5 protein-coding genes and 2 pseudogenes are annotated in these 10,463 nt (G+C 57.4%); 3 read left to right on the top strand and 4 right to left on the bottom strand.

Annotated features, from left to right (window positions below):
• Positions 1 to 366, bottom strand: a 366-nt coding sequence (locus BKY59_RS06945; RefSeq protein ID WP_206362028.1) for a manganese catalase family protein, incomplete at its 3' end; no start/stop codon positions are given.
• Positions 367 to 1,033: 667 nt separating this feature from the next.
• Entirely contained in the window at positions 1,034 to 1,819 is a 786-nt protein-coding gene (locus BKY59_RS06940; protein WP_240499998.1) for a Crp/Fnr family transcriptional regulator, read from the bottom strand.
• A gap of 648 nt (positions 1,820 to 2,467) precedes the next feature.
• Here BKY59_RS06940 and BKY59_RS06925 point away from each other — a divergent pair.
• Positions 2,468 to 3,614, top strand: a pseudogene (locus BKY59_RS06925) (IS3 family transposase).
• Between the two features lie 527 nt (positions 3,615 to 4,141).
• Complete coding sequence (locus BKY59_RS06920) at positions 4,142 to 7,663, top strand: calcium-binding protein (RefSeq protein WP_129586250.1); 3,522 nt, start codon at positions 4,142 to 4,144, stop codon at positions 7,661 to 7,663.
• A gap of 30 nt (positions 7,664 to 7,693) precedes the next feature.
• Here the strand turns inward: BKY59_RS06920 and BKY59_RS18040 are convergent.
• Together BKY59_RS18040 and BKY59_RS06910 are read right to left on the bottom strand one after the other, a co-directional pair.
• A pseudogene (locus BKY59_RS18040) lies at positions 7,694 to 7,875 on the bottom strand (IS5/IS1182 family transposase); the annotation flags it as partial.
• 23 nt (positions 7,876 to 7,898) lie between these two features.
• Positions 7,899 to 8,078: a hypothetical protein gene (locus BKY59_RS06910; protein WP_076070050.1), complete on the bottom strand. Its 180-nt coding sequence runs from the start codon at positions 8,076 to 8,078 to the stop codon at positions 7,899 to 7,901.
• A gap of 382 nt (positions 8,079 to 8,460) precedes the next feature.
• Between BKY59_RS06910 and BKY59_RS06905 the strand changes: the two genes are divergently transcribed.
• Positions 8,461 to 10,446 carry an Ig-like domain-containing protein gene (locus tag BKY59_RS06905; RefSeq protein WP_076070047.1) on the top strand — a complete coding sequence of 662 codons (1,986 nt, stop codon included), beginning with the start codon at positions 8,461 to 8,463 and terminating at the stop codon, positions 10,444 to 10,446.
• Positions 10,447 to 10,463: the final 17 nt, after the last annotated feature.

The following is a 10,463-nucleotide window of genomic DNA, read 5'->3' as shown; positions in this document are numbered from 1 at the left end:
CGACAACAAATTCTTGTGGATCATGCCTTCGATGGCGTGACGCCCGTTGCCGCCGCCCATCACTGTCCCAACGATGCTGTCAGTTGCGCCTGCTTCCTGCAGCTTGGTCGGTGCCTTGTCGAGGTTGAGCGCCACGGCGGTCGCAAGCATCTCGATATGACCGATCTCTTCAGTGGCCGTATGGAGCAGCATATCGCGATACTTGGTGTCTGGTGCGCGATTTCCCCACGCCTGGAAGAAATACTGCATGCACACGCGTATTTCTCCCTCTACTCCGCCGATTGCCTGCTGAAGGAGCGTGGCGAACGCTGGATCCGGACTATCGACCGTTACGGGATATTGGAGACGACTATCGTGATAATACATGGATGTTCTCCGGCATTTCGGAAGCCGAGTACATACCCTTCGAAAAACCCGTAATAATTAACAAAAATTAATAAAAACGATAAAAAAACTATCCTAACTTATGTTAGCCGGATTATCCTGACTGGACCTAAATGCCAATCATCTTGCCACATCGCATTCAGTGCATCCTTGTCAGAACTGGCAAGGCATTTTGACAGTATCTGATCGCTTCGGCTTTGCCCGTAGTCACAACGGCAGAGGGGGTCATTCTGTTCCTCAGTTCAGAGTATTCGATCTTTGGAAGCGACATTCCACGGCTTCCGGGCACATCCTGTCATCGCGTCCGCTACGATCCCCGTGCAGCAGCGCGGACCTGGCGAAGTTGTGGGTCTTTTCTTGTCATGGACGGGCGCGCTGCCCCAAACTGGGTAGTGTTTTCGGCTTGCCGATGGCGCCAGTTCTCACGATGCTCGCGAGCAACCCTGCAGAAAAGTCTAGCCGTGTCACTGAGGGGCGTGCGCGTTGAGGCCCCGACTACGAAGCCATCTGCAAAGCATGAAGAATGCGAGAGAGCAGCTCACAGCAAACCCGCACCACCAAACACCGAGACTAAAATTCTGATCAACTGATACCGATATCTTGTCGCTGCCGGGCCGTTAAATTCTGCCCCCAGCTGCATTTGCGGAACTTATACTGCCCGACGTTGGCGGCGGTGGAGGTAATTTTCGTCGAAACCAGCGATCTGAATCAGTTTCTCGGGTTCGAGAAGCGTAACGCTGCCCCGCTTCAGCGCCATCACCCCTAACATGCGCAGTTCTTTCAGAACCCGATTGATGTGAACTGCTGTCATTCCCAATGCATCAGCCAAGACGACCTGGGAAAGCGGCATTTCAAACTCCCCGTGCATTGTTAGGCCGATGTTGAGGGCACGAAGATATAGTTCACAGAGCAAATGCGCGACGCGCTCGATCGAACTGCGCCGCCCCATGCTGACGATCCACGCCCGCATAATGCCTTCATCGACCAACTGGGCAGAGTACATCGCAGCCGCGATATTGGGGTGCTTCTGCATCATTGCCGACATTTCGTCGCGAGTGATCATTGCTACCTTTGCCGTGGTAACCGTCTGGATGCCGTGATCCATCTCCGCCAGGAGTTTGATGTGCAGGTCGCATGCGTCGCCCGGCATGAGGAATGCCATGATCTGACGGCTCCCGTTGGGCAGTATCTTGTAACGACAGGCCCAGCCTTCGAGCATGACGAACATCGGTCCCGGCTCGTCCCCTTCTCGAATGAGATCCTGCCGGGGTGCAAAACGTCTGTATCTAAGAACGGCTTTCTCTAACACCGCTGCATCAGCTGGAGCTATTTCGCCTAGCCCACTCAATTTTTTCACGAACCGATTGGGCATGTGATCCGTAGTAGTTTTTGCATGCTTAAACTTATAGTGGATAGAATCATTATAGAAAATCATTGTTTAATCATATTGATGTGTATTAGGTGTCTTAACCTTTGTAGATCTACAACAGGACTATTGTCGGGACGTTCGGATTGAGGGTCGCACTTTGACTCAAGGTAAGATCGGCGTCCAGCGAGGCGGTCGGTCGCGCCGAGCAGAGGCTCATAGTCGACGACCGTGGCAACGCGGAGGGAGGCCGATCAGGGTTCGGTCAGGACCGGAATGACCGACACCCGTCCAAGCGGTGGTGACAGCCTCTGACCGACGCCACCATAGCTGATTCCGACCGTCTCGAGCTCATCGCGCGGCTTTGTACGCAGGCTGGCATGATGATGAAGGACGCGAGTGCCGTTGCTATCCAGCGGCCGCCGGACAGGGCCGAGCAGCTCAGCCGGCAGCCTGCCGAGTTAATCTGTGACGCGGAAAGCGTCATGGCGCTGTTGGTCGCCGCTGACCGGCTGGTTAGCCCAGCGATCCTTGTAGGCGACCCAATCTCGAGCTCAGTCGCGTAAAGATGGTGGATTGTGGTGGAAAGCGGCCAGTCCGCTTTCGGGCGTCGATCGTTGTAACCGGACCTTCGTTCACGTGGCAGGCTAGGACGAATGAGCTGCTGCCGGTTCTACGGACACCGAGATAGGGTGTTTTTGGAACCGGAGGGTGTGGATGCAACGACGGAAGTTCAGCCGGGAATTCAAGCTTGAGGCGGTGAAGCTGGTGCGGGAACGCGGGGTGTCGGTGTCGTAGGCCGCCCGCGATCTGGACCTGCACGAGAACGTGCTGCGCAAATGGGTGCGGGAGCAGACAGCTAATCCTGGATCCGCTTTTCCCGATCACGGGGTGATGAAGCCCGAGCAACAGGAGATTGAGCGGCTGCGCCGCGAGCTGGCCCGGATGAAGGCGGAGCGTGACATCCTAAAAAAAGCGGCGGCCTACTTCGCCAGGGCCTCGATATGAGGTTCGAGTTCATTGCGAGGCACCGAGGGATCTGGCCCGTATCGTGGATCTGCGAAGCGCTCGGTGTTTCGCGCAGCGGCTTTCATGCCTGGCTGGTTCGGACACCCAGTGCCCGTGCCCGAAGTGACGAGGAGTTCGGTGCCAGGGTCCGCGACAGTTTCATCCCAGCTATCGCACGTACAGTGCGCGCCGTGTCTGGCACGATCTTCTGGCCAAAGGCCTTTTATGCGGCCTGCATCGCGTTGAACGGCTGATGCGCCTTCACGGCCTGAAGGCCCGTCCCCGGCGTCGTGGGCTGCCCAAAGACGATGGTTTGCGGTCGATCATTGCCGGTAACATCCTCAACCGCCAGTTCACCGCCGAAGCACCCAACCAGAGGTGGATCGCCGACTTCACCTACATCTGGACCGCGGAAGGGTGGCTGTACGTCGCCGTGGTCATCGATCTGTTCTCGCGCCGCGTGATCGGCTGGTCGATGAGCGACACCATGACCGCGCAGTTCGTCACCGACGCCCTGATAATGGCGATCTGGCGGCGTGGGAAACCCGACGCTCTGCTACACCACTCAAACCAGGGCAGCCAGTACACGGGCGAGAAGTTCCAGCGGTTGATGGCCGACAATGGCGTAACCTGCTCAATGAGCCGGTCCGGCAACGTCTGGGACAACGCTGCGATGAAGAGCTTCTTCTTCTCGCTGAAGACCGAGAGGGTTAGCCGAAAAACCTATCGCACCCGCAACCACGCAAAGGCCGACGTGTTCGATTATATCGAACGCATCTACAATCCGACGCGACCCCACTCGACCCTGGGCTATCTCAGCCCCATGCACTTCGAGCGGCAAGCGCAGGTAGGTTAACCTCGTGTCCATCAGACCGGCAGCAGCTCAGACCTTCGACAAAACCGTGGGTTCAATCTAGAATCTTACAAACCTTCGGCTTTGCTAAAGCACGACAAATTTCGTTACCTAAGGAATGCGGTTGGAAAGTGCTACTTAATCGACCTGAACCAGTAGGTTTCAAGATCAAGCTCATCGTCCTCAGACCGACGCAAATTGGCTATAAAAACCAGGATTTTGTTGACGACGGATCGAATGCTCATAGCCTGGCAATACCATAGAGAGACCGTGGCGGTCTACCTACGAAAAGCCCCATCCTCTCCGCCGCCTCCTCATCCGCCGCGGTGTCCGGTAAATAGCCAGAGGCTCGAAACGGCTTGGACATTGGAAGACAGTTCGCTACAGATAAGTGGCAGAGGTGCGATGCATACTAACATGACAAGGTTAGATGCGTTGCCTAAGTCAATCTGCTTCAAGAAATTGGCAAGTTGAAATCGGGCTGCCGACCGCTTGTATTTGTGTAAACATCGCGATAGGTAATAGTTGGTATGTCTGCACGTACGCTTCCTTTGACGGCCCGGCTTACACTGCCCGATGTTAGTAACGCAGCCGAAGTCGGGTATGGATATCCGTCGACAGGTGCAGCGCTGGATGCTGTCGATTTCACTTTCTGGGGTTCCTATGGTTTAGCTAGCGCGTCGTCGTCTGCCGGTGTTGTTCATTTGTCCGCCGACCTGACGACCGTCTTAGCAACCTACACGTCAGAGTCGCTTGGCCTTCCGCCCGGCAGTGCCCAAGGTGTTGCCTATGACCGGTCCGACGATACTGTTTGGTATATCCTCAAGGCGACATCCACCGGCGCCTACCTTGTTCACATCACAAAAGATGGCTCTCTTCTTGGTAGTACTAGACTGGCCGATGGCAAGAGCAACGGCCTAGCGTATGACAGCCTTCGTGATCAGCTGATCATTTCGAACGACAACGCGAATGTGTCTTGGGTAGACAAAGGAACTTTGGTCAAGACCGGAAAAGGTTTTACTGCGGCAGGCGCCAACAACGACCAGCTGTCCTACGACGCGACCCGCGATGAACTGCTCATATCGGCTGGACGAAACGGCGTCAGCGGTACCGTGAAGCGCTATGATGTCTCGAACGTCGATGCGGTTTTGGTCGAGACCATTACGCTTGCCGGCGCGGACGCGATCGAGGGGATCGTGCTGTACGGGCATGACTATTTGGTCTGGAACGACGCCAAGACCCATCCTGGTGATCCGGCGGTCAACGGTGTGCTAATTTATTCGGGGGTTACGGGTGAACCGACACCGCTAGGTTCGCTGTTAGATTCAAGTTTCGCAGACGAAGTAATCGGAGACGCGCGCGTAAACACGCTCTACGGTGGACAGGGGAACGATCTGCTTTATGGTCTTGCCAATAACGATTTGCTCGACGGCGGTTCCGGTGACGATTTACTTGACGGCGGGGCCGGCGCCGATGGGATGACCGGCGGCGCAGGAGACGACATCTATGTCGTCGATGTAATGTTCGACCAAGTGTTGGAGCTCGATAACGACGGCATGGACACCATCGTCTCGACAGTCAGCCTTACGCTGGCCGCGAACGTCGAAAACCTGACGCTGAAAGGGGACGCGGTCACCGCCTCGGGCAATATGCTGGATAACCTTATCATCGGAAACGGCGTCGACAATATACTGTCGGGCAGTGCGGGTAACGACACCCTGGACGGGGGCGCCGGCAACGACACGATGATCGGCGGCACAGGAAGCGATAGCTATGTCGTTGATTCGAGCGGCGACGTGGTAATCGAGCAGCCGAATGATGGTGCCGACCTGGTCAGAACAGCACTCACTAGTCACGTGCTTGCGACCAATGTCGAGGACTTGACCTACTTCGGCGCAGGAGGTTTCACTGGCACAGGCAATGCGGTGGCCAACACGATCACCGGTGGCGCATCCAAGGATAAACTCGACGGCAAGTCGGGGGCAGATACCCTGATCGGCTTGGCCGGTGACGATAGCTATATCGTTGACGATGTTGGTGACCTTGTCGTCGAAGCGGCCGGTGGAGGCGCCGACGGAGTTGTTGCATCCGTTACCTATGTACTCGGCGCAAACATCGAGAACCTGACGCTTTCGGGCTCTTCCGCAATCAGTGGTCTCGGCAATGACCTAAACAACCGGATCAAAGGGAACGCGGGACATAACGACCTTTTCGGGTTCGAGGGGAACGATGTTCTCGATGGCGGCAATGGCAGCGATCGTCTTTACGGCGGTAGCGGGGACGACACTTATTATGTCAGCCGTGAAGAGGACAAAGCGATCGAGTTCGCCGGCGAGGGCCGCGATACGGTATTCTCAGATGCGCTCACCTTCACTTTGGATGCCAACGTCGAGAACCTGACGCTTGTTGCAGTTAAAGCAATTACCGGTATCGGCAACGATGACGACAACGTCATCAGCGGAAACGCAAGTGCTAACACGCTCGTCGGCGAGGACGGTGCCGATCTTCTCGATGGCAAGACCGGGGCCGACGAGATGATCGGAGGCAGCGGCGCAGATACCTACGTCGTAGATAATGCCGGCGACCGAGTGGTCGAGGCCATCGGCGAGGGCGGAGATACCGTTCGTACGTCGTTGGTCAGCTACACGCTGGGCGACGGCGTAGAGAATCTCGTTTACACGGGTTCGTCGGCTTTTAGCGGTATCGGAAACGACGATGCGAACAGTATCATCGGAGGCAGCGGCAATGATACGCTGGACGGCCAAGCCGGAGCAGACGCGCTGAACGGCGGAGGCGGCGACGACACATATGTCGTGGATAGCGCTTTCGATGATATCATCGACTCAGCCGGCACGGACATCGTTCGCACAGCGCTCGATGCCCTTACGCTAGCGGCCGGCTTGGAAGAGCTAGTGTACATCGGACAGAGCGATTTCACCGGCACTGGCAACGCTTCCGCGAACAGTATTACGGGTGGGAGCGGCGCGGACCGAATTAACGGCGGGCTTGGCGGCGACGTGATGATCGGCCTAGGTGGAGACGATCGTTACATCGTCGATGAGAGCGCAGATCTTGTAATTGAAGCCGACGCCAACGGTATTGATACGGTGGAGACGGCGCTCTCCGCTTACACAATCCCACTAAACGTCGAAACGCTCGTTTACATGGGAGGCGGTAATTTCATCGGTATTGGTAACGCGGCTGCCAATGCGCTTTATGGTGGTCTGGCAGCCGACCTGCTCGACGGTGGTGCCGGCGCGGACTTGATGGTGGGTGGCAAAGGCAACGACACGTATGTCGTGGACAATGTCGGCGATTTTATCACCGAGCTTACCGAACGCGCTGGCGGCGTGGACACGGTGGAAACAACTTTGAGCGCTTACACCTTGAAGAACGGGCTAGAGAACCTTGTGTTCACTGGCAGCGGCAATTTTGTCGTTAGAGGTAACGACGCGGCTAACGCCCTGACAGGAGGCAATGGCGACGATTCGCTCGACGGTGGCGGTGGTGCGGACCAAATGACTGGCTTTGGTGGTGATGACGTCTATTATGTCAGTAACGCAGCCGATCTTGTGATCGAAGCGGTAGATCAAGGTAACGATCGTACCGTAAGCGCGCTTGTCAGCTACACATTAACGTCAGACGTGGAGGTGCTCCAACTGGTTGGAAATGCCGCGACAGGCGTTGGCAACGGCGGCGCCAACACCCTCATCGGCAATGCGAAAGCTAACACGCTCGATGGTGCTGCCGGTATGGACATCCTGACCGGCGGGGCAGGCAACGACACGTTCGTCTTCAGGTTTGGCGAAGGCGACAACGACAGGGTATCCGACTTTGCCGGTGCCGGCGCTTTGTCTGGCGACCGACTTCAGTTAGTTGGCTTCGGCGAAAATGCGTCAATCTCGCAGGTGGGCAGCACGGACAGCTATATCATCGAAGGTAGCCTTGGCTCGGAAATCATCCAGCTACTTGGTGTTTTCGACCTGAACACTAACACTGGATCCAATGACTACTACTTTGGTGGGGCAGCTCCTTCCTATTTTTACGGCTAGAGACAGTGGCGAACTTGTCGCCCTCGCGACGGCTTGCTTCATCCTGAGGCAGAGGAAGGTAACGCTGTGAAGTCCCGCAAGAGTTTTGGCATAGCGTTCATAATCTTCGACAAGGCGCTCAAAGCGGTTTGTCCCCGCAAATAACCGTTCGACGACCCAGCGTCGCCGCAGAAAACGAGGCCGCGTTTGCTTTCTGCTGAGGCAACCATTTGACGAACCGCCCATGAAACAACTTTTAACCGTTGATGACGAAGAAGATGTCGACGCCGGACCGCCCGGTCAGCGTGAGTGGATCGACCGAGCGCCCCGGCGCATGTTCGATGCCGTGAGCGACGACGACCATCGCGGCGAACCCACGCAGCGTCTGAAGCGAGCGGACACGGCCGGCAGGCACAACATTCTTGCTCCGAATCATCAAGAGAACTACCTCGCCGGCGTATCCTCGGCTCGACCTATGTCGCGTGTAATGCAAAGTTACAGGCGGCCCCGACGCAACATGCGAGCCTCAGATTTAACGAACCGACGCACGCCAGCATCGGCCTGTCCCTTATGATGATTCCGTCAAGCTCCTGAGCTTGACCCATAATATAGTTAACGACAGATGGTCCAAGCGGGCGAAAACAACGTCAGTCGACGTGTCTGGTTCCGCACGAAATGTGATGAGGTGGCGGAAAGTTCCGAATTCGTCTGAGGTGTCGCAGGAGAGACGGAGCCGTCCTTTCTGCGCCAGCCGCGCTTCGTAGCGTCGCGCGCCCCATCCGACAAGGACGACCGCCCCGATCTGACGGGGATTGAGAATGACCATAATCGGAAGTCAGGTCGGGAACGAGATTTTCTTGCAGGGCAAGTTCCTGAACGTCGGACTGAACTCCACCGGTACGCTGGGCACCCGCGCCGTGGCGCCGGGCAGCATCTTCACCAACATCGACATCGGGTTTAATCGCCTGGGCATGTGGGCGGATTTTGACGGCTTTGGGACTGGCAAGGCGGCCACCGTGCAGGAGGCCGTGCTGAAGGGGACGCCGATCGAGGGTTTCTCGGTCGGATATCAGACGCGTGGGACGCAATATATCCAGAGCAACCTGGAACGGCTGGGTACCGCGGAGATTGCCGGGACGACCAGCAACATCTCCAGCGGCGGCACGGCCGCGTCGCGCTGGACCGGCAAGACGACCGAGCAGGTGGCCGTCAGCCAGACCATGTCGCTGACCGACGACGCGAAGTTCGTGAAGGTGACGGTCACCCTGACCAACCAGTCCAATGCCGTCGTCAGCGACCTCCGGTATCTGCGTACGCTGGACCCGGATCAGGGTGGCGGGTTCAATACGAACAACAAGATCGTGGAGCAGGACGGTGCCGCCGGTGCTCTTGTTGCCGCCTATGCGGGATCGTCCAGCCCGGTGTTCTTCTATGCGCAGGACGCGCGCGCTGTGGTGTCGACATTCGGTTTTGCCAATCTGGATCCCTATGCTGCCGCTGCCTGGTCGAAACCTCAAGCGGTCGGCTTTGCGCTGAACGGCGACTCCGCGATCAACATCAACTTCAACTTGGGCAGCCTGGCGACCGGGCAGGCGACGACGCTTACCTATTATATGGGGCTGACCAACGATCTGGACGCGACGATCGCGGCAATTGATAGCGGTGTCCCCACGCCGACGCCGACGCCCAGCAACAGCGCACCGACTGCCGTCGACGATGCCTTCACGGTCGCATCTTCCGCCCGGCTTACCGGCAATATCCTGATCAACGACAAAGACGCCGACGGCAATGTCCTGACCGCGGCGCTGAAGACTGGTCCGGCTAACGGCACGGTGACGGTGACGAGCGACGGCGATTTCACCTATGTCGCAAAGGCCGGATTTTCGGGTGTCGACAGTTTCACCTACGCTGCCAGCGACGGCAAGGCGTCGGACACCGGCACGGTCCGGATCGCGGTGCAGCCGCCGGTCGTGACGCCAACACCCACACCCACACCCACACCCACACCCACACCCACACCGTCGCCGACGGTGCCGAACGATCCCATCCTGACGCGTGCCGGGACGCTGGACGGGTCAGCGGCCGGCAACCAAATCCTGACCGGAAACACGTATCACAACAGCGTCTTCGTGAATGTCGCAGCTGACAGCGGCAACGACCGGGTCACCAATTTCGCGCATGACGACGTACTGGTAACTACCGCCTCTCTAAAAGACTCGAATAGCGATGGAGAGATAGGATTTTCTAGTGAACGGCTAAAGCTGGATAATGGTAACTCGATCGAGCTGATTGACGTTGGTTCACTTCGTTCTCTTGGAAAAACCGAGTTTGATTTGTATGTCTATGCGGATGCCGACGTGCGGCCGACCGGGGCGATCGAAAGCCTGCTGGGCGACGATCGGCTTGTCGGCGATGCCCGCGACCGGGTCAGCCAGACCTTCTTCTTTGACACCGCGCTCGATCTGCATCTCGGATCGGACGCGATCGTCAACTTCGGCAAATCCGACAAGCTGGTGACGACGAGCGCGCTCAACGATTCGAACGGGGACAGGCTGTTCGACTTCGGCGGGGATCAGCTTCTCGATCTGGTCGGCGGAAGCGGGGCGCCGGGCGATCGGGCAACGTCCGGCGAGGCAGGGCAGGTCGCAATCACGGGGACCGACGGCGAGACCATCACGTCCTTGCAGTATGAAAGCAGCTACAGTCGCGGTGGGACGAACTATTATGTCTACGGTCTGACCGACTCTGCTGCTAGCGGCATGATCGGACTTTCGAACGAGCACGGCGAGATGCTGAGCGGTTGAGGCGCATGCCGGCGGGT

Source organism: Sphingomonas montana, assembly GCF_001956315.1.
Classification (GTDB): domain Bacteria; phylum Pseudomonadota; class Alphaproteobacteria; order Sphingomonadales; family Sphingomonadaceae; genus Sphingomonas_R; species Sphingomonas_R montana.
Note: the sequence above shows the minus strand (reverse complement) of the source record. Positions and strands in the feature narration are given on the sequence as shown.